We start from the raw sequence: 20,073 nt of genomic DNA, 5'->3' as shown, positions 1-20,073 counted from the left end.
TACGCCGCCCGTCAGGCCTCGTCCGCCTGCGGCACGCGCCGCCGGCGGCGGATCAGCCAGCGCACACCGAGGAGGTCGACGATGCCGACCCACAGGCGGTCGAGCAGGCCGTAGTTCGACACGCCGGTCAGCCGCGGCCGGTCCACCACGTCGACGAGCTCGATGCGGTGCCCGTCGCGGCGGACCAGCGCCGGCATGAAGCGGTGGAGCGCGTCGAAATACGGGAGGCCGAGGTAGACGTCCCGCCGGAAGCACTTCAGCCCGCAGCCCGTGTCGCGCGTCCCGTCCTGCAGCACCGCGCCCCGCACCGCGTTGGCGATGCGCGACTGCAGCTTCTTCGAGCCCGTGTCTTTGCGCCCGACGCGCTGCCCCTGGACGAGGCCGCAGCCCGTGGCCAGCAGCCGGTCGTGCAGGGCCGGGATGAAGGCGGGGTCGTTCTGCCCGTCGCCGTCGAGCGTGACCACCGCGGGCCCGCGCGCCGCGAGCACGCCGGTGCGGATCGCCGCCGACTGGCCGCAGGAAGCCGCGTGGCGAATGTGGCGCAGCCATGGGCGTTCGGCCCGCAACCGGGCGAGTTCGGCGCCCGAGCCGTCGGTCGAGCCGTCGTCGACGTAGATCACCTCGAAGGGTGCGCGGAGGCCGAGCGCGGCCTCGATCTCCGCCACGAGGGGGGCGATGTTGCCGGCCTCGTTGCGGATCGGCACCACGACGGACAGGAGCGGTTCGGTCACGGTGTCGGTCTCCGGCCCGCGGGCCTCAGGGGTTTGATGACGGCCCCACCGTCGACCAGGACGAAGGCGAGGCCGCGGCGGGCGAAGACGCGCGCAAGCGCGAGCGAGGAAGCGGCGCCGAGCGCCGCGCCGCCGACGACGTCGCTCGGGTAATGGGCGCCGACCAGCACGCGGGACGCGCCGATGAGCAGCGCCGCGCCGATCAGCCGACCGCGCCAGTCGGGCCGCATGAGGCTCAGCGCGACCGCGGCGGCGAAGGCCGAGGTCGTGTGGCCGGACGGGAAGCTCGCGAAGACGTCCGCGGCCGACAGCGGCTCGAAGTGGAACGGGCCGTCAAGGCGCAGCAGGCGCGGACGGGCGCGGCCGATGGCGTGCTTCAAGGCCTGATCGACGAGGCCCGACGCCGCGATGGCGGCGAAGAAGTAGAGCGAGCGCTCGGCGATGACCCGAAGCGATCCGCCGTGCCAGGCCGCGTGGCCCCGGCCGAGCGCGACGACCGCGACGGCGCCGATCAGCGCCGAGAAGGCGAACATGTATTCGGACGTGCCGAAGCTCGTCACGAAGCGGCCGACCTCGACCAGCGTCCGCGGTGCACCGGCGGCCTTCGCGGCGAGCGTGCCGTCGAGCGCGGCGGCCAGCGCGAGCGCGACGCCGGCGAGTGCCGCCACGGCGACCGGCGCCACGGGCCGGCGTCGAGGCCGGGCGATCGTCATCGGCGCGTTCACCGGCGCACGTAGACGCCGATAGCGAGCGGGCGGCCGCCGTTGAGCGCCAGCCCGTCCACGCCCGCGGCGCGCGTCACCCCCGCCGCGGGGTCGAGTGCCGCGGCGAAGGCGGGCTCGTCCCGCGCCGCCACGAAGGCGACGCGGCAGGGCGCGTCGTCCATGAAGCGGGCGGCGCCGAGCGGGTCGGTCATCAGCAGGCCCGTGTCGGTGAGGAACATGAGGCTCGGCTCGCGGTCGCTGACCGTGGCGTAGGCCGGCGCGGGGCAGGACGCGCCGACGGCGTCCCGCGCCGCCGCGGCGAGGCGACCCGACAGCGCGACGCCGGGCGCGACGGCGGGCGACAGCATGAGGCCGAAGGCCAGGGCCGCGACAGGCGCCGCTGCGGCGGCGGCGGCCGCCACGGCCGCCGTGAGGTTCCCGCGCTTGAGCGCCAGGGTCGACACCGCCGCGAGGGCGAGCGCGCAGGCCGTGGCCAGAACGGCGCCGGCGGCGACGGGCCACGTCAGCGCCCAGAGCCGGCCGCCGAGCGCCGGCACGGCCGCGCCGACGAGGACCGGCACCAGCGCCATGAGGGCCGCGAAGGGCCACACGCGGCGCGGCGGCGTCCCGGCCGCGATCGCGCGCTCCAGTGCCGCGACCGCCAGGATCGCCAGCGCCGGGTAGAGCGGCATCGTGTAATGGAACAGCTTGGTGGGGACCGCCTCGTAGACGATCCAGGACGGCACGAGCCAGGCCAGCAGGAAGGCGATGCCCGGCTCGGCGCGACGGCGCCAGACGGCGGGCGCCGCCAGGACCGCGAAGGGCGCGAGCGGCCATCCGGACAGCAGGAAGGCGACGAGGTAGACGCCGGGCGGGGCGCCGTGCATCTCCTGGCCGCCCGCCACCTTGCCCAGCATGTCGTGGCCCACGGCCTCCGACAGGAAGGCGCCGTGGGTCCGCAGCAGGATCAACACGAACCAGGGCGCGACGACGATCAGGCAGAGCAGGAGGCCCGGCAGCGGCCGGAGGGCTCTGAGCCACGCACCCGAGCGGGCGAAGACCGACAGCGCCAGCGCGGCGAGCGCCGGCACCAGCGGCGTGATCGGCCCCTTGACCAAGATGCCGACTCCCATGGCGGCCCAGAAGAGGGCGGCCGTGCCGGGCGGCACGGGCCGCCCGCGGGCCAGCCAGGCGCGGCCGAGCGCCCCCATGCCGGCCGCCACCGTGGCGGCCACGACGGCGTCGGTGGTGGCGAGCCGCGCCTCGACGCCGAGCAGCAGCGTCGACCCCATCAGGAATCCGGACAGCCACGCGCCCCGCCGCGACACGAGCGGCAGCGCCGTCCACGCGGTGAGGAAGGCCGTCGCCACCGCGGCCAGGAGCGAGGGCACGCGATAGAGCCAGATGCGCCGGCGCGCGTCGTCGACGCCGAGGGCCTCGCCGGCCCGCACCGCGGCGGCCTGCAGCCAGTAGATGCCGACCGGCTTCTTGTTGCGCGCCTCGCCGCCGAAGCGGATCGCGACGTAGTCGCCCGTCTCCAGCATCTGCTTGGACGCCTGGGCGAAGCGCGGCTCGTCGCGGTCCATCGGGGGCAGCGAGGTGAAGCCCGGAAGCCACAGCGCGAGCAGGAACAGGAGCAGCCCCGCCGCGGGGGCGAATCCCCCTCTCCGCTCCGCGGAACCCGTTGGTGCTGACAAGGTAGGCTTCATCTCCGGCCGTCGACCGCGACGGGATAAGGGGGATGGGACCGGGACGCAAATGGCCGCGGGCGGCGGGGCCGGCGCCCTGCTAGGGTCGCGGCAGGAGGACGCCATGACGCCGAAGCGGATCGAGCCCGGGCCGGGGCAGGAGAGCGTGTGGGACTATCCGCGGCCGCCGCGCCTGGAGCGCGTGCCGGAGCGCATCCGCATCCTGTTCGCGGGCGAGGTCCTGGCCGACACGGTCGCGGCCTGGCGCGTGCTGGAGACGAGCCATCCGCCGACCTACTATCTGCCGCCGGGCGACATCGCCGCCGGCGCTCTGCGCCCGGCCGGCGGCGGCTCGGTCTGCGAATGGAAGGGGCGTGCCGCCTACCACGACGTCGTGCTCGGCGGCCGCCGGGCCGAGCGGGTCGCCTGGAGCTACCCGGATCCGACGCCGCCCTTCGCCCCCATCGCCGGGCACGTCGCCTTCTACGCCGGGCCGATGGACGCCTGCCTGGTCGGCGACGAGGCGGCGGAGCCGCAGCCCGGCGGCTTTTACGGCGGCTGGCTGACGCGGCGCATCGTCGGGCCCGTCAAGGGCGGACCGGGGAGCTGGGGCTGGTGAGCGGCGTGCCGATCACCTGGGGCGAGCGCCTCGCGCGCCTCGTCTACGTCCTCGCCTGGGTCGGCATCGCCGCCGCCCTCGTCGTGCTGGCGCGCGACGCCGCGTCGGGCGCCCTGCCCTTCGCGTCGCGGGTGGACCCCGACACCGGCACGGCGGGGCTGCTCGTCGAGACCGACCGCGGCACGGGGTGCCAATACATCGTCACGCCGTGGGGCGGCATCGTGCCCCGCACGGGCGCCGACGGGCGCCAGCTCTGCCCGCCGAAGCCCTGAGACGCCTGTGCGGTTCGGCCCCAGCCCGGGGCGCGAACCTGCAGGGCCATCCGGCGTTGCCGGGGCGTGACCGCGGCCACGGGGGCCCGCGACGAGGATGGTCCATGAGCGACGACACCGAGGCCGGCAGGCGCAAGATCCTCGATCTGATCGACGGCATCGACTACGCGAATTTCACGACGCGCGGCAGCGATGGCGCGCCGTTGCACGCCCGCCCCATGGCCTATCGCAAATGCGAGGACGACGGCGACCTGTGGTTCTTCACCAAGAAGGACTCGCGCAAGGTCGAGGAGATCGGGGCCGACCCGCAGGTGCTCGTCACCTTCGCGGATCCGAAGAAGCAGAACTTCGTGTCGATCAGCGGCCGCAGCGAGGTCGTGACCGACCGCGCCAGGGTCAAGGCGCTGTGGAGCGAGATCTACCGCACGTGGTTCCCGGGCGGCCCGGAGGACGACAACGTCGTGCTGATCCGCGTCGAGGCCGAGCACGCCGAATACTGGGACACGCCCAACAGCATCGCGGTGGTGGCATTCGGCTACCTCAAGGCGCTCACCACGGGCAAGCCGAACCGGGCCGGGGAGATCGGCAAGGTCGACCTGACCTGAGCCGCACCGCATCCGCGGCGTCGGTCGCGTCGGCGGCGCGAAACCCGTTGACGGATCGGTCCGGTGCCTCTATCGGAAGCGTCACGCGCTGGTGGCGGAATTGGTAGACGCGCTGGTTTCAGGTACCAGTGGGTAACACCGTGGAGGTTCGAGTCCTCTCCAGCGCACCATGCCTCACCGAGGCATGGCCCGGATCCTCGATCCTCAGCCCCTGGCGGCTCGCGCCATCACCTCCTGCAGGTCCAGGCTGCTCTCGATGGCGCGCAGCACCTCGTCGTGGATGCGGCCTGCCCGATGCAGCTTCAGCAGCTCGGCGCGGCCTGCTCCGGCAGCCGCCAGCATGACCTCGAAATGCTCCCGCCGCTCGCTCGCAGCCTCCTCCTGGCGGTCGGCGTAGCGCGCGATCACGTCGGCGCGGTAGGTGTATTGTTCCAGGAGGCGCGGGTGGCGGAGCGTGCCGTCCGGCTCGCGGGCCAGCGCCTCGACGGCCTTGAGCTGGGCGGCCGTCATGCGCGCCATGGCCTGGGCCTGGGTGAGGTGGCCGCTTGGCCGCTCCTCGGCGGCGTCTAGCTTCAGGCGCCGGATCACCCATCCCATGCTGGTCCCCTGCACCAGCACCGTGACCAGGATCACCGCGAAGGCCGAGGCGAGGATGAAGTCCCGGCCCGGCATCTCGTCGGGCAGCGACAGCGCGATGGCGAGCGTGACGACGCCGCGCATGCCGGCCCACCCCATGACGCCGCAGCTCGCCGCCGAGAACGGGATCCGCACCCGGCGGAAGCGCGACATGGCGCTCACGGCCGCGTCGTTGGCGAAGATCCAGGCGAAGCGCGCCAGCGTGACGGCCGCCACCACGGCGAGGATGGGGCCGCCGAGCGCGCCGAGCGCGGGGCCGAAGCCGCCGAATCGGTCCACGACTCCGCGCAGCGACAGGCCGATCAGCACGAACACGAAGGCTTCGAGCAGGAACACCAGGACCTGATAGAAGGCCGTCCCCTTGAGCCGCATCTCGGCCGTGAAGATCTCGTGCTGGTACCAGCCGAAGATCAGGCCCGCCGTCACCGTGGCGATGACGCCCGACACGCCGAGCGCTTCGCCGGCCATGTAGGAGGACCAGGGCAGGAGGAGCGATCCCGCGATCATCAGCGACGTGTCGCCGAGGCGGCGGAGCAGCTTGACCCAGGCGAAGCCGAAGGCGGCCCCGACCGCCACGCCGCCGACCGCCAGCACCGCGAAGGTTCCGACGGCCCGGCCGGCGTCGAAGGTGCCGGTGAGGGCGGCCGCGACGGCGAAGCGGAACAGCACGAGACCGGCGGCGTCGTTGAGTAGGCTCTCGCCTTCGAGCAGGACCCACACGCGCCGCGGCAGGCGCACGCTGTCCAGCACCGCCTTGGCCGCGACGGCGTCCGGCGGCGACACGACCGCCCCGAGCGCGAAGCAGGCCGCCCACGGCAGGCCCGGCACCGCCCAGTGCGCCGCCACGCCCACCGTGAGCGTCGTGAACGCCACGGCGCCGATCGCCAGCGACAGGATGCCGGCGATGTGGCGCCGAAAGTCCGAGAGCACGGTCAGGAAGGCGCCGTCCATCAGCAGCGGCGGCAGGAACAGCACCAACACGAGGTCGGGATCGAGCACGACGGCCGGTATGCCGGGCACGAAGGCGAGCGCGATGCCGCCCGCCACCAGGGCGGCGGCGGGTGGCAGGCGGAGCTTCCGCGCGGCCAGTTGCAGGCCGATCACGGCCACGAGCAGCAGGATGATGAACTCGAACTGTGCGACCGGATGCATGGCGACCCCAGGGAGGATCGGCCGAGAGTGCCGCGTTCCCGATCCACCGTCGAGGCACTCCCGGTCTCGCCCGCGAGCGCCCGCTCCCTTGACGCCGGCCGTGCCGTCATGCTCCCTCTCGCGCCATGGCAGTCTCCACCCTCGAGCGCGAACGGCAGTGGAACCTGCCCAACCTCCTGACCTACGGCCGCATGGTGGCGGTGCCCGTCGTGGCGGGCTGCCTTTTCGCGCCGGACGATCCGCGCATGCGCTGGCTGGCCCTGGCGATCTTCGCGGTGGCGGGCGTCACCGACTTCTTCGACGGCTACCTGGCCCGCGCCTGGAACCAGCAGTCCTCGCTGGGCCGCATGCTGGACCCGATCGCCGACAAGCTGCTCGTGGCCGCCTCGCTCCTGATGCTGGTGGCGGACCGCACGGTGACGAGCTGGTCGATCTGGGCCGCCATCGTGATCCTGTGCCGCGAGATCCTGGTGTCCGGCTTGCGCGAGTTCCTGGCCGAGCTGCGCGTTTCCGTGCCGGTGACCAAGGTCGCCAAGTGGAAGACCACAGCGCAGCTCCTGGCCATCGGCTTCCTCATCGCGGGGCCGGCCGGCGAATCGGTGCTGCCGGGCACGGTGGACATCGGCCTCGTCCTGCTCTGGGTCGCGGCCGTGCTGACGCTCTACACCGGCTGGGACTACATGAAGGCCGGCTTCAGGCCGGCCGCGGGATCGCCGACGTGAAGGCGCTGTATTTCGCCTGGGTGCGCGAGCGCATCGGCCTCGCCGAGGAGGAGCTCGCGCCCCCGCCCGAGGTCCGGACGCTGGCCGATCTGATGGGCTGGCTGGCGGGCCGGGGCGAGAACTACGCCCACGCCTTCGAGAACCCGGCGGTGATCCGCACAGCGCTCGACCGCGTCCACGCCAAGCACGACGCCGCCTTCGCGGGCGCCCGCGAGGTGGCCTTTTTCCCGCCGATGACGGGGGGCTGAGCGTGGCGAGCGTGTCGGTCCGGGCGGACGACTACGACACCGCCGCCGAGATCGCGGCGGTGACGGCGGGCCGCACCGACGTCGGCGCCGTGGTGACCTTCTCGGGCCTCTGCCGCGACGACGGCGGCACCCTCGAAGCCCTGGAGATCGAGCACTATCCCGGCATGGCCGAGGCGGAGATCGGCCGCGTCTGCGCCGAGGCCGAGGCGCGCTGGCCGCTGCAGGCCTGCCGCGTCATCCACCGGCACGGCGCGATCCGGCCGGGCGAGAACATCGTGCTCGTCGTGACGGCGTCGGCGCACCGCGTCGCGGCCTTCGCGGCCGCCGACTTCCTGATGGACTACCTCAAGAGCGAGGCGCCGTTCTGGAAGCGCAACCGGCGCCGGGACGCGGCCGCCGGCGAGGCCGACTGGGTCGCGCCCAAGGCGTCCGACGAGGCCGCGCTCGACCGCTGGCGCTGATGCTCGGCGCTGCGATGCAGCATGAGCTAGGGCTCAATGTTGCATTGCGTTTCGCCGCGAATCGCCTGGACGGACCGAACCACGCCCGCCAAAAGACGTTCATCCAACGAAGCGGCCGCTGCGCCGCACGACGGGAGGACACGACATGGCACGCATCGCACTCGTGACGGGCGGCACCCGCGGCATCGGCGCCGCGATCAGCCGGGCGCTCACCGAGGCCGGGGTCAAGGTGGCGGCGAGCTATGCCGGCAACGACGACGCGGCCAACAGGTTCAAGGACGACACCGGCATCCCGGTGTTCAAGTGGGACGTCGGCAGCTACGAGGCCTCCGCCGAGGGCGTCAAGAAGGTCGAGGCCGAGGTCGGCCCGATCGACATCCTGGTCAACAACGCCGGAATCACCCGCGACGGCTTCTTCCACAAGATGACCGTCGAGCAGTGGCGCGCCGTGCTGATTACCAACCTCGATTCGCTGTTCAACGTCACCCGTCCCGTGATCGACGGCATGCGGTCGCGCAACTGGGGCCGGGTGATCGTGATCTCGTCCATCAACGGCCAGAAGGGCCAGATGGGACAGGTGAACTACTCGGCCGCCAAGGCGGGCGACATCGGCTTCGTCAAGGCGCTGGCGCAGGAGAGCGCCAACAAGGGCATCACCGTCAACGCGATCTGCCCCGGCTACATCGGCACCGAGATGGTGCAGGCCATCGCGCCGGAGGTGCTGAAGACCAAGATCCTGCCGCAGATCCCGGTCGGCCGCCTCGGACTGCCCGAGGAGATCGGCAAGGCCGTGGCCTATCTGGCCAGCGAGGACGCCTCCTTCGTCACGGGCTCGGTGCTGTCGATCAACGGCGGCCAGCACATGTGACGCCACCGAGGGCGGCCCTCGACGCTCAGCCGCGAGGCGGGACGTCGAGGCTGAACACCTCGCCCTCGAAACAGTCCCGGCCGCGGCCGATGGCGCGCACCGCTTCGGTCATGCGCCCGGACCGGCCGAGCGCCGCATCGGCCAGCGCCACGAGGCGCGGGTTCGGCGTCGCGCTCGGCGAAGCGCGGCGGAACGCCGCCGCGACCACCGCCTCGTCGCGCGTCGGATCGAGCGCGCAGGCGACCGCGAAGGCGGCCGCGGTCGAGCGGCTGACGCCGGCGTAGCAGTGGACCAGCAGCGGATGGCGCCGGTCCCAGGCGCGGGCGAAGGCGAGCAGGTCCGCCACGTGGCCCTCGCCCGCCAGCGCGAAGCCGTCGCGCGGCGACACGATGTCGGACACGTCGAGCAGCAGGCGGGCGGCACCGGGCATCGGCGGCAGGCCGGCGCGCTGGTCGGCGGCGAGCAGCGTCACGACGCTGCGGGCGCCGGTGGCGGCAAGCGTGTCGGCGAGGCGCGACTGCGGGCAGACGACGACGCGAGCCCTCAAACGTCCACCATGCCGAGGGCGCGGCAGCGGTCGACGAAGGCGGCCTCGACCTGGTCGGACGGCCGGGGCCTGAGCCAGGCCGCGAAGCCTTCGAGCCCCGGCTCGGGCGGGCCCAGGACGGCCAGAGCCTCGGCCTCGTCGAACCCCGCCAGCAGCACGGCTTCGAGGCGCGCCGCCGCGCGGTCGGCGCGCTTGACGAGGGCGAGCAGCGCGTCGTCGGGTTCGGCCAGGCCGAAGCGGTGGAGGATCGCCGAGAGGAGCCGGGCCTCCACGGCCTTGTAGGCGTCGCCCACGCAGGCCTTGAACGGCGAGATCAGGTCGCCGACGACGTATTCCGGCGCGTCGTGCAGCACCGCGACCGCGCGGGCGTGCCGGTCGGCGCCGGGGCGGATGTGGCCGAGCAGCGCTTCCACGAGCAGCGAATGCTGTGCGACCGACAGGATGTAGGGGCCGCGCGTCTGGCCGTTCCAGCGCGCCACGCGGGCGAGGCCGTGGGCGATGTCGTGGAGATCGATGTCGGCAGGCGACGGCTTCAGGAGGTCGAGGCGGCGGCCGGACAGCATGCGCTGCCACGCCGGGCCGGTGCCGACGGCGTTGACCGACTCGCCGGTCAGGTCGGCGACCCCGGTCACGACAGGCTCAGGGTGAGAGCGACGCCGTCCGCGACAGCGGGGGCCCCCTGCCCCGCCGCCTCGGCGGCGCGGTCCACCCGCACGGTGGCGAGGCCGCGGCCGTCCGCGCTGGTGCCCATGGTGCCGATGGCGACGTCGTTGACCGTGATCTCCGCGCCGGGCGCGGGCGCGCGGCCGTCGAAGGCGACCGGCACCACGCGCTTGCGGGCGGTGCCGCGGTGGTGCACGCGCGACACGACCTCCTGGCCGACGTAGCAACCCTTTCCGAAGTCGACGCCGCCGAGCCGGTCGAGGTTGGCATCGTGCGGAAAGGCGTCCCCGAAGGCGTAGTCGCGTCCGCCGTCCGGCACGCCGAGCGCGATCCGGTGCGCCTCATATGTGTGCCGACGAGCGGAATCGCCGTCGCTCCGAGGCCCGATCGCGCGGGTGCCGAGGTCGGGATGGCGGGGGTCGCGGGCGCCGGGCCCGTCCGGCCAATGCGCGGTGACGCCGAGCTCCGCGCTGCGGTCTGCGATACGGACGTCCGCGCGCAGGCGGTATAGGGTCAGCTTCTTGGCGAGGTCGGCCGCCTGCGCGGCCGGCACGTCGAGGAGGAAGCGATCCGGGCCACCCGGCGGCGAGGCCTCGACGATGAGGAAGTCCGCGGCGATCTTGCCCTGCGGGCTCAGCAGGGCCGCGTAGCGAATTTCACCAGAGGCAAGACGCGTCACATCGCTGGTGACCAGGCGATGGAGCAGCGCCCGCGCGTCCGGTCCCTCGACCTCGACGATGCCCCGGTCGTCGAGAAACGCCGTCCCCATGTCAGACCCCGCGCGAACGCGCCGGCGCCGCGACAGCCGGCCTCTCCAGGGACATAGCCGCTCGGCGCCGCGGCGCAAGGTGCGGTGGAGCGCCGTCCACCGCTGCCTCGCGTCACTGGCGAGTGAGGAGCGAGAACTCGCCGTGCCGCACGCGCTCGGGCAGGCGTTCGGCGAAGGTCGCCACAGCATCCTCGCCGTAGCAGCTCACGAGTTTCTGGAAGGCCACGAACAGCGCCGCCTGGGTCATGCTGTCCTCGTCGAGCCCGTCGAGCTCCGCTTCCGCGAAGGTCTCCATCAGGATCGACATGGCGATCTGCCGCTCCTCGGCGGCCTCGAAACGGTCCTGCTGGTGCGTCGTCATATCCATCATGCGAAATCTGTAGCGTCGGGAAAGGCCGTGGGACAGCCTACTCTTGACGGATCGTTAACGGAACGGGCCGGCCGCGTTTCGCCCGCACCTGTTGCAGCGAAGTGCCACCCGCCCGGTCCTCACGTGCCGCCGTATCGGGATTCGATGTCACGCGTCAGCCGGTCGGCCTCCGCGAGGGCCCGCGACTCGACGAGGCGCGCCGAGGGCGTGCAGCTCCGGTAGCTGGCGGCGTAGCCGCGGAGGCCGCGGTTGAACGCGCCGGCGAGCCGGTCCCGCGCGGCGGGGCTGCGCCCCTCCACGTCGAGCAGCGCGGCCATGCGGTCGCGGAAGCGCGCCGCGTCGCCCTCCCCGCACAGGTCGCGCATCAGGGCCAGCGCGCCGAGGCGCTCGGCCAGGCTCTCGAGGAGCGGTTCGTAGGGCGGCAGGCCGTCGGGGTCCGGCGCGGCCTGAGCGGCGGGCGGGCCGACGCCCACCACGGGCGGCAGAGGCGGGTTGGCGGGCAGGCCCTGCCCGGCGGCCGGCGCGGCGGCCGCGAGCCCGAACAGCGCCGCCGCCATCCCGGCGCGCCGCATCAGCCCCGCGCCGCGATGGCGGCGGCGCGCAGGAGGATGGCGGGCAGCTGCGGCGTGGTGGCGAGATGGTCCACGGCGTCCGGCGCGACCCAGACGGTGCGCAGGGCCTCCGGGCCGGTCGCGGCCTCGCCCGACACCCAGCGGCCGACGAAGGACGTCACGACGAAATGGGCCGCCACCCGCCCCTCCGCGTCGCGCTCGATAACCTCGACGTGGTCGTTGAAGCCGACGATCTCGGCCACGACGCCGGTCTCCTCCCGCAGCTCGCGCAGGGCGGCCTCGCGGATCGTCTCGCCAGGCTCGACGAGGCCGCCGGGCAGCGAGAAGCGGCGGTCGCCCGGGGGTGCCGCGCGCTCGGCGAGCAGCACCAGCCCGTCGCGGAACACCGCCACGCTGGCGGCCAGGAAGGGCCGGACCGGATAGGCGCGGGATCCGGCGAAGCTCGGCCCCGCGGCCGGGGGAGCGACGCTCAAACGTGCTGCCCGCCGTTGATGTGGATCTCGGCACCGTGGACGTAGCTCGACTGCTCGGTGCACAGGAAGTAGATCGCTTTGGCGACCTCCTCGGGCGTGCCGAGCCGGCGCATCGGCAGCGCCTCGACGATCTTGTCCGTGCCGGGCGACAGGATGGCGGTGTCGATCTCGCCCGGCGAGATGGCGTTGACGCGGATGCCGCGCGGCCCGAAGTCCGCCGCCATCTCGCGCGTCAGCGCCGCCAGGGCGGCCTTAGACGTCGCGTAGGCGGCACCCGCGAAGGGGTGCACGCGCGAGCCCGCGATCGAGGTGACGTTGACCACGGAGCCGTGCGCCTGCTGCAACTCGGCGATCAGGCCGCGCGCCAGCATGACGGGGGCGTAGAAGTTGACCTGGAACACCTTCTTCCAGTCGGCGATCTCGGTCTCGACCGAGCCGAGGCGCGATCCGCCGGCGCCCTTCGGCGAGATGCCGGCGTTGTTGACCAGCGCGTCGAGGCGCCCCTCGGGCAGGCGCTGGCGCACGTCCGACAGGGCCTTGAGGATGTCCTCGGGGTCGGCGAGGTCGACCTGGAGGTGGTCCTCCGGCCCCATCTCCCAGGGGCAGTTCTCCGGGAAGGCGTGGCGCGAGCAGGTGATGACGCGCCAGCCGGCGGAGGAGAAGCGCTTGACGGTGGCATGGCCGATGCCGCGCGACGCGCCCGTGAGCAGCATGGTGCGGCGGGGGCCGGCGTTGGACCGGGAGGGAGACGGCATGGACATGGGGCGGGGATCGCGTCGCGGAGCGCATTCGTCCGGGGGGCGCCGCGGTCGCCGCCGCTCCCGTGCAGTTTCAGTCCGACGATAGCCTGTCCCGTCCGGTTTCAAAAGAGTCGCGCTGGCGCGGCCGGCGAGGGAACCCGCAGCCGGTCCCGGCGGTCACCGCAAACCCGGCACGGCGCCGGCCCGAACGGGAGGAGAGGACGATGGACGACCGCGACGCACGGCTGCGCGACCTGCAGCAGCAGCTCCACCAGCTCGACAGGGAGGCGCGGGGGAGCGCGCTGACGCCCGGTGAAGCCGAGAAGAACCGCGATCAGCGGGACGCCCTGCTGGCGGAGCTTCGCGACCTCGCCGGGCCCGACGCCGAAACGCCGGCGCAGGGCGCTGCTCCGCCGGCACGGGGGTGAGAGCGATTCGCGAGACCGCTTCTGGAGCATCCGCACGGGTCGCGGGATTGGCGGACCGATGACGCTGCTTCAGGGCGCACTCGATCGCAGACAGAGGTGGCGGTGGACGCGACCGAGATCCGGCGGTCGCGGATAGACTGCCGCGCCGACGCCGAGCTTCACGCGGCTTGATCGACCGGGGCGCCGATCACCACGGAAGACACGCTCGGGCCCGACGGATCGGAACTCTCGAGCTGCACGGGAGCAAGGCCCCACTGGGCAGTCTCAAACTGTGGCCACCAACACGCGATAGCGTCAGATAGCCAGAATATCGGAAGGTGCCGCAGTCTGGAGCGGGCGAAGGGATTCGAACCCTCGACCCCAACCTTGGCAAGGTTGTGCTCTACCACTGAGCTACACCCGCATCCATGTCGCTGCGGCGACGAGGGATCTAATGCCGGAGGTCGGGTCGCTTTGCAAGCCCGAATCTTCGGGAGTGGTGACACGGCGCTGCCGGAGGCTGCGCCGGGCAACGGATGGCGGCACCAAGCGTTGCATCGGCAGCAGAGCGCACGGGAGGCGAGGCGGCATGAGGCGGACGGCATTCGGGATCATCGTGGCCTGCGCGGTCACGGGCTTCGGGCTCGCCCAGGCGGCCGCGCAGACGGCCGGCGGGCAGACGGGCTACACGAGCGGCGGCGCGGGCGGCGCCAGCTCCAACGGCGGCCAGGGCGACGCGGGCGGCACCGGCCGGACCGGCGTGAAGACCGAGGGCAGCGGGCGGCCGGCGCCGGCCAGCCCGTCGTCGGGCTCGAACGCGGGCGGCGTGAGCGGCACGCCGATCGTCGGCGCCGGCGCCAACGGCAACGGCGGCGTCATGACGGGCACCACGGGCACGACGCCGGCAGCGGGAGCTGGCGGCGGGTCCGGCACGAAGAACCTCGACGGCGTCGCGTCCGGCAAGGCACCGCAGTGATCCGGGACAGGAGGCGTGAGGCGATGAAGGCAGGATCGACGGCAGCCGTGCTGGCGGCGGCGCTGCTGCTCGGCGCATCCAGCGCCATGGCGCAGGCCGGCGGAGCGGCCTCACACGCCGGGGACCCCGGCGGGGACACCAACACTACGGCGAACCGGGGCTCTCCCCTGCCGGGCGGCGGCACCACCAAGGACCTCACCATGCCGGGCCAGGGCGGCGTGGCCGACACCGGGCTCGGCGGCTCCACGAACGGCTCGGGCAACGGCGGCTCGGCCGGCCGGACGAGCGGCAACACCAGCGCGGGCCTCCCCGGCACGGGCATGAGCGTCAAGGGGCCGGCCGGCCAGGGCCTCGACGGTGAGGGTGTCCCGAACGGGTCGGTCGCGGCCGGAGCGGGCGGCGCCGAAAAGTGAGGAGCGGGCGGGCCCGAGCTCGCCCGCCCAACCGTTCAGAAGTGCTCGTCCTGCGGCGCGGTGGGCTTCAGCTCGTGGCGCATGATGAGCGGCACCTGCGTCAGCGCGAAGACGACGGTCAGCGGCATGGTGCCGAACACCTTGAACCCCGTCCAGAACACGTCGCTCTGCGTGCGCCACACGAGCTCGTTGAGCGCCGCGAGCACGAAGAAGAACAGGCCCCAGCGGAAGGTCAGCTTGCGCCAGCCCTCCTCGTCGAGGTGCAGCGCCGAATCGAGCACCACCGGCAGCAGCGGCTTGCCGAAGGCCAGCCCGCCGAGCAGCGCCGCGCCGAAGATGCAGTTGATCACCGTCGGCTTCACCTTGATGAAGACCGGATTGTCGAAGTAGAACGTCAGCGCGCCGAAGAACAGGACCGCTATGGCCGTGACGACCGGCATGACGGGCAACCGCCGCGTGAGCGCGTAGGAGACCGCGAGGGCGACCACGACCCCGACCATCAGGACGCCCGTGGCGGCGTGCAGGCCGTAGCGGTAGGAGGCGACGAAGAAGCAGGCGAGAGGGCCGAGTTCGAGGACGAGCTTCAGCGTGGGATCGACCTTGCGGCCCGCGGGCTTCGGCGCGTCGGCCTTCGGCCTGTCATCGAGACTCGTCATCGTCTGCCTGTCACCTCGGCGCCGCGGCCCACATCGGGAAACGGCGCCCGCATAGACTCAATCATCGATCCGATAAAGCGCCGAAGCCGGTCTTTTCATGGCTTGGGCGGCGCTCAATGCTCGAGGCCCGCGATGGCGCGGGCGAAATCGGACGCCGCGAAGGGTTCGAGGTCGTCGATCCCCTCGCCGACGCCGATGAAGTGGACCGGGAGCGCGAACTTCTCGGCCACGGCCGCCAGGATGCCGCCGCGGGCGGTGCCGTCGAGCTTGGTCATCACGAGACCGGTGACGCCGGCCACCTGGCCGAAGATCTCGACCTGGCTCAGCGCGTTCTGGCCGACGGTCGCGTCGAGCACCAGCAGCACGGCGTGGGGCGCCTCGGGCTCGGCCTTCTTGACGACGCGCACCACCTTGGCGAGCTCCTCCATCAGCTCGGCGCGGTTCTGCAGCCGGCCGGCCGTGTCGATCAGCACGACGTCCGAGCCGTTCTCGCGCGCCTCCTTGATCGCGTCGAAGGCGAGGCCGGCGGCGTCGGCGCCCTGCGGGCGCGACACCACGGGCGAGTTCGTCCGCTCGCCCCAGATCCGCAGTTGCTCGATGGCGGCGGCGCGGAACGTGTCGCCCGCGCCGAGCGTGAGCTTCAACCCCTCGGCCGACAGCTTGGCGGCGAGCTTGCCGATCGTCGTGGTCTTGCCCGAGCCGTTGACGCCGACGACCAGTACCACGAAGGGCTTACTCGCCCGGTCCACCGCGAAGGGCACCGCCACCGGGGCGAGGACGGCCTCGATCTCGCGCGCCAGGATCGCCTGCACCTCCTCGGGGTCGATGCCCTTCTCGTAGCGGCCGGAGCCGATCGCGCCGGTGATGCGCGTCGCCATGGCGATGCCGAGGTCGGCCTTGATCAGCACGTCCTCCAGATCGTCGAGCGTGGCGTCGTCGAGCTTGCGCTTGGAGAAGATGCCGACGATGCCGCCCTTGATGGACGAGGACGAGCGCGACAGCCCGCCCGTCAGCCGCGACAGCCAGCTCCGCCGCGGCGCGGCCTCGGCGGCCGGGTCCGGCGCGAGGCGGGGCGCCTCGGGCTCGGCAGGGACGGGATCGGGCGCCGGCTGCGGCGCGGGCAGCGAATCGACGGGCGGCAGCGTCTCGGGAGCGGGCTCGGGCCGGACCTCGGGCGCGGCGTCGGGCGTGCCCCCGCCGCCGAACAGCCGCTTGAAGAACCCCGGCTTCCGCTTGCCGCCCTGATCGTCGTCCCCGGCCATTCCCGCATCCCCAAGCCCGCCGGCTGGCTCGCCACGGGGTCCCGGTTCCGATAAGCCTTTCCCGGTGCAGCCGATAGACCTCGTCCCCCGCCTCCTCTACCGCGACGCCCTGATGCTGGTGCTGGACAAACCCGCCGGCATCGCGGTGCACCCCGGCCCCAAGGGCGGCGACAGCCTAGAGGCGCATTTCGACGGCCTGCGCTTCGGCCTGCCGCGCGTGCCGGCCCTCGCGCACCGGCTCGACCGCGAGACGTCGGGCTGCCTCGTGCTCGGCCGCCACCGCAAGGCGCTGCAGAAGCTCGGCGCCCTGTTCAAGGCGGGCCGGGTCGACAAGACATATTGGGCGGTGGTGGAGGGCATGCCCGCGGCCGACAGCGGCACGATCGACCTCCCGCTCGGGCGACGGGACGCCGCGCGCGGCTGGTGGATGCAGGTCGACCCGGCCGGCCAGGAGGCCACGACGGACTGGCGGGTGCTCGGGCGCGCGGGCGGCCGGAGCTGGCTGGAATTGAAGCCGCGCACCGGCCGCACGCACCAGATCCGCGTCCACTGCGCGGCGCTGGGCTGGCCGCTGGTCGGCGACGGCATCTACGGCGACCGCGAGGCCGCGGCCTCGGCCACCCTGCACCTGCTCGCTCGGCGCATCGCCGTGCCGCTCTACCCGAGCCGCGCGCCCGTCGAGGCCGAGGCCCCGGTCCCGGATCACATGGTGGCGGCGCTTACGATCCTCGGTTTCGTTGGTGATCCGGCGCGGCATCCCGGTTCCGGGAGTGTCTGAGGCGGTCTGCGAGGGTCGTCGAAGCGAGCTTTGGAGATGTCGTGGGTGGACTGAATGTCGGACGTCGAGTGTCAGATCTGCCACGACATCGGAGCGATCAAGATGGACGCCGGTGTGGTACGACGGTGGTCAGCACATAGGTGCGCAGAGGGCTGTGGTGCCGCAAGAGGGATTCGAACCCCCGACCCCCTCATTACGAATGAGGGTAGTAGACTGTTTCCACGAAGGAAAACGCGGTCGCGGCGACACTCCGCGACACTCCGAAACGGCCCGTGACGCGGGGTTACGCGCCCAATCGCGCCCAGCCTAGGCGGCGCGCCGCGCCATGCCCTCGGGCGTCACCCAGGCGTGCCCGTGGCGCCCCCTCTTCAGCCACTTGTCCTCGAGCCCGTGGACCATCATCCAGGCCCCGGCGACGTCCTGCCGCCTCGGGTTCGGGGCGTAGCCTTCCGGCACCTTCGCGGGATGGAGGCCGGACCCCCTGAGCAACGCGGCGCTCCGGTCCTCGGGCTCGGGCCACCCCATCTCGCGCATCACGGTGCGCGCGTTCCAGACCGTGAGGTCTGTGTACTGGAGGGCGTATCCGATCCCGGCTGCGATGCTCTCCGGCGTGGCGTGGCGGCGCGTGAGGAGCAGGTCCTCCCAATGCCGATTGGTGGCGAGGTCGACGGCGTGCATGTAGGAAGCGTGGCCCACGTCCTCGTTGACGTCGACCTCGAACCCGATTCCGCGCAGATGCCCGACGTAAGGGTGCTCCAGGAGCGCCTCGACGCCCACCGCCAGACGGGGCTCGTCGTCCCAGCCTGCAATGCGAACGCCGAACGTGTAGAGGCGCGACGGCAGAGACCACGGGAACCCAGTGCGGTGCTCGGCCGGCGCCGTGAGGCAACGATTGGTGCTCAGCAGGTAGCGGTTCGGCGACAGGCCCGCGTCGACAAGGCGGTCGAGCAGCGGCCGCTGCGGGGCGACCTCGACCGGCTTCTGCCAGGGCAGCGCGGGCTTGGGGAACGGGAAGGCGAGCTGGGCGGGGCATGCACGTCGAGCCATGGTCCTCTCCTCGCTACAGGTCGCCGTCGCGGCGACGCACCTCGTCCTCGATCAGGACGGCCACGAGGTGGCTCCAGCCGTCCAGGCCGCGCGCTCTGATGATCTCATCGCCCTGCGCCACGCGCTCGGGGGCCAGGGCGATGGTGCGCTCCGGGGTTGTCCGGCGCCGTGCCTGGGTGTGGGCCGTCGCGCGGTCGCGGGCGGCCTGCAGCGCGAGCTCGGGGGTAGCGTAGACCGGGGGCCTGCCCCGGCCGCGCTTTGGGGGCGGGGCGTCGGTCACGCGACGGCCGTGAGGCGGTCGGCCTCGGCCTGCTCCGCGTCGAGGGCGGCCATCTTCGCCTCGCGGACCCTCGCGAGGCGCGCGCACTCCTCGTCGAGGGCCCGGATCTCATCGATCTCGCGGCGCATGGACGCCTCCCAGCGGTCGATGCAGGCCATGACGTGCATGTGCGCCCGCTCTGCGGAGGTGGGGCGGCGGCCCCTGCGGCGCGGGACGGCGGTGACGGCCATGGATGTCTCCTGTGCTGATGCGGGGGCCGGTCCAGGCCCTCGTGGAGACGGCGCCCCGGACCGGGGACGCCGTCTCACCGAGGGTCCAGGTCTACGAGGCCGCCACCATGCGGCGCGCCTTGTCGCGGAGCGCGGTCATGGCCTCGGGCGTGTCGGCGGAGGCCAGAGCGCGGAACACGCCGGCGATCTCGTCCAGGTCGATGTACCCCGCGTCGCAGGGCAGCGACTCATGGCGCCAGTCGGCCACCGCGCGGCGCATGGCCTCCGCGTCGGAGTAGACCTCGCCGATGCAGCGCCTCGAGCGGTCCTTGTAGTGGTCCAGGTCGTAGGCCTCGGCGACGTTGAGCGAGACCACGACGCGGCGGACGACGCGGTCGTCGGGGCGGGATGGCGACTTGCCGCGGGCGCGGGAACCGTTGTTGATCGTGGCGGTGGTCATGGTGTCCGTCCTGTCTGCTGTGTGGCGCTCGACCCTCACGGGGAATGGCTCTGCGGGCGTGGCCTCGTCAGCACCGGCCTGACCGGTGGACCGGGGGCTCGTGCCCCCGGTTTCGGCCTGCGTGTCAATCGGCGTAGGCGTCCTCGTAGTGGCCCCAGCCCATCGCCTCCTCGCGGGCGTCGCTCTCATCCCGGAGGCGCTGCTCCTCCTCGCGCATCCGCTCCTCGGCCTCGCGCTGCGGGCGGCGCTCCTCCCAGATCCTGTCGGCGCGGGCCCTGACGCCCGCCACGGCCCGGTCCCAGTCCGCAGCCTCGGTCACCAGGGATCCGCCGACCCATTCCGCGAGCCACCCCGGGAAGCGGTCGCCGCCCCGGACGTCGACGGGGCGGCAGGCGTCGATGCTGCCGCGGAGACGCGCCGAGACCCAGACCTGATGGCAGGTGCCGTCCTCGTTGTAGGCGTGCAGGTAGCCGTGCTCGGGGTGGGCGGGGTACTCCGTGCGCACGACCGTGCCCGCGTTGGTGGAGCGGACGACCTCGGTGCGGCCCATGAGGTCGGTCACGCGGACGACGGCGACGGTGGAGAAGCGGTTCTTGGACATGTGCTCGGTCCTTCCGTGGGGCGTCGGCCCGATCGCCTCCGTCCATGCATTAGATGTAGACGTCTATGGTTAATAGGTCAACGGGTGCTTTGAGGTTTGGGTCACATTTTTCGCGCTCGGCGGGGTCGCGGCGGGGCAGGTAAC

Annotated in this window: 29 protein-coding genes and 2 tRNA genes; 12 read left to right on the top strand and 19 right to left on the bottom strand. The window is 72.8% G+C overall.

The genetic code is table 11. The features are described from left to right. Positions 1-11: 11 nt before the first annotated feature. From L7N97_RS26805 to L7N97_RS26795, 3 genes are read right to left on the bottom strand one after another with little or no spacing between them, the layout of a single operon-like run. Positions 12-731 (bottom strand): glycosyltransferase family 2 protein, encoded by a 720-nt coding sequence (locus L7N97_RS26805; RefSeq protein WP_237481561.1) that lies wholly within the window; start codon positions 729-731, stop codon positions 12-14. Next, positions 728-1,444, bottom strand: a complete 717-nt coding sequence (locus L7N97_RS26800) for a phosphatase PAP2 family protein (protein WP_237481559.1) — start codon at positions 1,442-1,444, stop codon at positions 728-730. The genes L7N97_RS26805 and L7N97_RS26800 overlap by 4 nt, the downstream gene beginning before the upstream one ends. An 8-nt stretch (positions 1,445-1,452) precedes the next feature. Further along, positions 1,453-3,132 carry an ArnT family glycosyltransferase gene (locus L7N97_RS26795; protein ID WP_237481558.1) on the bottom strand — a complete coding sequence of 560 codons (1,680 nt, stop codon included), beginning with the start codon at positions 3,130-3,132 and terminating at the stop codon, positions 1,453-1,455. Positions 3,133-3,247: 115 nt separating this feature from the next. On the opposite strand from L7N97_RS26795, the gene L7N97_RS26790 reads away from it, so the two are divergent. The 4 genes from L7N97_RS26790 (at position 3,248) to L7N97_RS26775 (ending at position 4,789) form a co-directional block, all read left to right on the top strand. After that, positions 3,248-3,742, top strand: a complete 495-nt coding sequence (locus tag L7N97_RS26790; RefSeq protein WP_237481555.1) for a DUF427 domain-containing protein — start codon at positions 3,248-3,250, stop codon at positions 3,740-3,742. Next, a complete protein-coding gene (locus tag L7N97_RS26785) occupies positions 3,739-4,014 on the top strand; it encodes a hypothetical protein (RefSeq protein ID WP_237481554.1) in 276 nt (91 codons plus the stop codon). The genes L7N97_RS26790 and L7N97_RS26785 overlap by 4 nt, the downstream gene beginning before the upstream one ends. Positions 4,015-4,118: 104 nt before the next feature. Next, entirely contained in the window at positions 4,119-4,619 is a 501-nt protein-coding gene (locus tag L7N97_RS26780) for a pyridoxamine 5'-phosphate oxidase family protein (RefSeq protein ID WP_237481552.1), read from the top strand. A gap of 85 nt (positions 4,620-4,704) precedes the next feature. Beyond that, positions 4,705-4,789, top strand: a tRNA-Leu gene (locus L7N97_RS26775). 34 nt (positions 4,790-4,823) lie between these two features. Here the strand turns inward: L7N97_RS26775 and L7N97_RS26770 are convergent. Then, on the bottom strand, positions 4,824-6,407 hold the full coding sequence (locus L7N97_RS26770) for a Na+/H+ antiporter (protein WP_237481550.1): 1,584 nt from the start codon (positions 6,405-6,407) through the stop codon (positions 4,824-4,826). 125 nt (positions 6,408-6,532) lie between these two features. Here L7N97_RS26770 and pgsA point away from each other — a divergent pair, with 125 nt between their 5' ends. From pgsA to phbB, 4 genes are all read left to right on the top strand, one after another. Beyond that, positions 6,533-7,129: a CDP-diacylglycerol--glycerol-3-phosphate 3-phosphatidyltransferase gene (pgsA, locus tag L7N97_RS26765; protein WP_237481548.1), complete on the top strand. Its 597-nt coding sequence runs from the start codon at positions 6,533-6,535 to the stop codon at positions 7,127-7,129. Continuing rightward, positions 7,126-7,377, top strand: coding sequence for a molybdopterin converting factor subunit 1 (gene moaD / locus L7N97_RS26760; protein WP_237481546.1), 252 nt, complete (start codon positions 7,126-7,128; stop codon positions 7,375-7,377). Before pgsA ends, moaD begins: the two co-directional genes overlap by 4 nt. Before the next feature lie 2 nt (positions 7,378-7,379). Next, positions 7,380-7,838 (top strand): molybdenum cofactor biosynthesis protein MoaE, encoded by a 459-nt coding sequence (locus tag L7N97_RS26755; protein ID WP_237481545.1) that lies wholly within the window; start codon positions 7,380-7,382, stop codon positions 7,836-7,838. 145 nt (positions 7,839-7,983) lie between these two features. Beyond that, entirely contained in the window at positions 7,984-8,706 is a 723-nt protein-coding gene (gene phbB, locus L7N97_RS26750; protein WP_237481543.1) for an acetoacetyl-CoA reductase, read from the top strand. Between the two features lie 25 nt (positions 8,707-8,731). Here the strand turns inward: phbB and L7N97_RS26745 are convergent, their stop codons facing one another. From L7N97_RS26745 to L7N97_RS26715, 7 genes are all read right to left on the bottom strand, one after another. Next, the gene (locus L7N97_RS26745; RefSeq protein WP_237481541.1) at positions 8,732-9,253 is read right to left on the bottom strand and encodes a tyrosine phosphatase family protein; all 522 of its coding nucleotides are present in this window, start codon (positions 9,251-9,253) and stop codon (positions 8,732-8,734) included. Further along, positions 9,250-9,816, bottom strand: coding sequence for an HD domain-containing protein (locus tag L7N97_RS26740; RefSeq protein ID WP_237482422.1), 567 nt, complete (start codon positions 9,814-9,816; stop codon positions 9,250-9,252). The genes L7N97_RS26745 and L7N97_RS26740 overlap by 4 nt, the downstream gene beginning before the upstream one ends. 65 nt (positions 9,817-9,881) lie before the next feature. Further along, the gene (gene ygfZ, locus L7N97_RS26735; RefSeq protein ID WP_237481539.1) at positions 9,882-10,685 is read right to left on the bottom strand and encodes a CAF17-like 4Fe-4S cluster assembly/insertion protein YgfZ; all 804 of its coding nucleotides are present in this window, start codon (positions 10,683-10,685) and stop codon (positions 9,882-9,884) included. Between the two features lie 112 nt (positions 10,686-10,797). Further along, entirely contained in the window at positions 10,798-11,055 is a 258-nt protein-coding gene (locus L7N97_RS26730; protein WP_428981031.1) for a hypothetical protein, read from the bottom strand. Between the two features lie 119 nt (positions 11,056-11,174). Next, positions 11,175-11,627 carry a TIGR02301 family protein gene (locus L7N97_RS26725; protein ID WP_237481537.1) on the bottom strand — a complete coding sequence of 151 codons (453 nt, stop codon included), beginning with the start codon at positions 11,625-11,627 and terminating at the stop codon, positions 11,175-11,177. Continuing rightward, entirely contained in the window at positions 11,627-12,100 is a 474-nt protein-coding gene (locus tag L7N97_RS26720; protein WP_237481535.1) for an NUDIX hydrolase, read from the bottom strand. Before L7N97_RS26720 ends, L7N97_RS26725 begins: the two co-directional genes overlap by 1 nt. After that, on the bottom strand, positions 12,097-12,855 hold the full coding sequence (locus L7N97_RS26715; RefSeq protein ID WP_428981068.1) for an SDR family NAD(P)-dependent oxidoreductase: 759 nt from the start codon (positions 12,853-12,855) through the stop codon (positions 12,097-12,099). The genes L7N97_RS26720 and L7N97_RS26715 overlap by 4 nt, the downstream gene beginning before the upstream one ends. 209 nt (positions 12,856-13,064) lie before the next feature. Here L7N97_RS26715 and L7N97_RS26710 point away from each other — a divergent pair, with 209 nt between their 5' ends. Beyond that, positions 13,065-13,268 (top strand): hypothetical protein, encoded by a 204-nt coding sequence (locus L7N97_RS26710; RefSeq protein ID WP_237481531.1) that lies wholly within the window; start codon positions 13,065-13,067, stop codon positions 13,266-13,268. Between the two features lie 328 nt (positions 13,269-13,596). Here the strand turns inward: L7N97_RS26710 and L7N97_RS26705 are convergent. Further along, positions 13,597-13,671, bottom strand: a tRNA-Gly gene (locus L7N97_RS26705). 165 nt (positions 13,672-13,836) lie between these two features. Between L7N97_RS26705 and L7N97_RS26700 the strand changes: the two genes are divergently transcribed. Continuing rightward, positions 13,837-14,223: a hypothetical protein gene (locus tag L7N97_RS26700; RefSeq protein ID WP_237481528.1), complete on the top strand. Its 387-nt coding sequence runs from the start codon at positions 13,837-13,839 to the stop codon at positions 14,221-14,223. Between the two features lie 23 nt (positions 14,224-14,246). Next, positions 14,247-14,636, top strand: a complete 390-nt coding sequence (locus L7N97_RS26695; protein ID WP_237481527.1) for a hypothetical protein — start codon at positions 14,247-14,249, stop codon at positions 14,634-14,636. 35 nt (positions 14,637-14,671) lie between these two features. Here L7N97_RS26695 and L7N97_RS26690 read toward each other — a convergent pair whose 3' ends face one another. Together L7N97_RS26690 and ftsY are read right to left on the bottom strand one after the other, a co-directional pair. Continuing rightward, positions 14,672-15,292, bottom strand: a complete 621-nt coding sequence (locus tag L7N97_RS26690) for a septation protein A (protein ID WP_237481525.1) — start codon at positions 15,290-15,292, stop codon at positions 14,672-14,674. Positions 15,293-15,405: 113 nt separating this feature from the next. After that, positions 15,406-16,554 (bottom strand): signal recognition particle-docking protein FtsY, encoded by a 1,149-nt coding sequence (gene ftsY / locus L7N97_RS26685; protein WP_237481523.1) that lies wholly within the window; start codon positions 16,552-16,554, stop codon positions 15,406-15,408. A 73-nt stretch (positions 16,555-16,627) separates the two neighbouring features. Between ftsY and L7N97_RS26680 the strand changes: the two genes are divergently transcribed. Next, entirely contained in the window at positions 16,628-17,332 is a 705-nt protein-coding gene (locus L7N97_RS26680; RefSeq protein WP_237482417.1) for an RluA family pseudouridine synthase, read from the top strand. A 306-nt stretch (positions 17,333-17,638) separates the two neighbouring features. Here L7N97_RS26680 and L7N97_RS26675 read toward each other — a convergent pair whose 3' ends face one another. The 5 genes from L7N97_RS26675 to L7N97_RS26655 all read right to left on the bottom strand — a co-directional run bounded on the left by L7N97_RS26675 (position 17,639) and on the right by L7N97_RS26655 (position 19,929). Continuing rightward, complete coding sequence (locus tag L7N97_RS26675; protein ID WP_237481521.1) at positions 17,639-18,379, bottom strand: hypothetical protein; 741 nt, start codon at positions 18,377-18,379, stop codon at positions 17,639-17,641. Positions 18,380-18,392: 13 nt separating this feature from the next. Continuing rightward, complete coding sequence (locus tag L7N97_RS26670; protein WP_237481520.1) at positions 18,393-18,659, bottom strand: hypothetical protein; 267 nt, start codon at positions 18,657-18,659, stop codon at positions 18,393-18,395. Further along, positions 18,656-18,889 carry a hypothetical protein gene (locus L7N97_RS26665; RefSeq protein WP_237481518.1) on the bottom strand — a complete coding sequence of 78 codons (234 nt, stop codon included), beginning with the start codon at positions 18,887-18,889 and terminating at the stop codon, positions 18,656-18,658. Before L7N97_RS26665 ends, L7N97_RS26670 begins: the two co-directional genes overlap by 4 nt. Before the next feature lie 91 nt (positions 18,890-18,980). Further along, positions 18,981-19,328 carry a hypothetical protein gene (locus L7N97_RS26660; RefSeq protein ID WP_237481516.1) on the bottom strand — a complete coding sequence of 116 codons (348 nt, stop codon included), beginning with the start codon at positions 19,326-19,328 and terminating at the stop codon, positions 18,981-18,983. A 124-nt stretch (positions 19,329-19,452) separates the two neighbouring features. Beyond that, positions 19,453-19,929, bottom strand: coding sequence for a hypothetical protein (locus L7N97_RS26655; protein ID WP_237481514.1), 477 nt, complete (start codon positions 19,927-19,929; stop codon positions 19,453-19,455). Positions 19,930-20,073 lie beyond the last annotated feature (144 nt).

The sequence above is a fragment of the Lichenibacterium dinghuense genome, from assembly GCF_021730615.1.
In the GTDB taxonomy this organism is placed as follows: domain Bacteria; phylum Pseudomonadota; class Alphaproteobacteria; order Rhizobiales; family Beijerinckiaceae; genus Lichenihabitans; species Lichenihabitans dinghuensis.
Note: the sequence above shows the minus strand (reverse complement) of the source record. Positions and strands in the feature narration are given on the sequence as shown.